Source organism: Thauera phenylacetica B4P (assembly GCF_000310225.1).
GTDB classification, from domain to species: Bacteria; Pseudomonadota; Gammaproteobacteria; order Burkholderiales; family Rhodocyclaceae; genus Thauera; species Thauera phenylacetica.
The window spans coordinates 1-446 of the sequence record NZ_AMXF01000608.1 but is presented as its reverse complement, the minus strand read 5'-3'; the positions used below and the strand labels follow the sequence as shown (position 1 = coordinate 446).

1 protein-coding gene is annotated in these 446 nt (G+C 77.6%); it reads left to right on the top strand.

Annotated features, from left to right (window positions below; translation table 11 throughout):
- The coding region (locus C667_RS23930; protein ID WP_004392821.1) for a PAS domain-containing protein at positions 1–446 on the top strand (446 nt) is incomplete at both ends.

Sequence of the window (446 nt, the reverse complement as noted above, 5' to 3'; positions counted from 1 at the left end):
GCTCGCCGTGGCCGCCGCCGCGCTGGTCGGTCGCAGCCGGCGCAGCGCCGCCCTCGTGCTCGGCGCGCTCGCCACGGTGCCACCGGCCACGAGCGTGCTCGCCCTGGGCAGCCTGCAGCTGTGGGTTCCACCCACCGCCGGCTGGCTCACGCTCGCCCTCGGCGGCCTGCTGTGGCTGCTGCGCCGGCTGCAGCGCACGCACGGCTCGCTGATCCGCGCCCGCCACGACGCCGACGCCACGCTGCGCTCGATCACCGACGCGGTGATCACCATCGACGAGCAGGGCCGCGTCACCATGATCAACCCGGTGGCCGAACGCCTGACCGGGCTCGGCCGTGCCGCCGCGCGCGGGCGCACGCTCGGCGAGCTGCTGGAGGACTTCAGCGCCGAGGCCGGGGCCGCGAGCGACGCGGCGTGCGACGCCCTCGCGCGACGCCAGAGCGTGC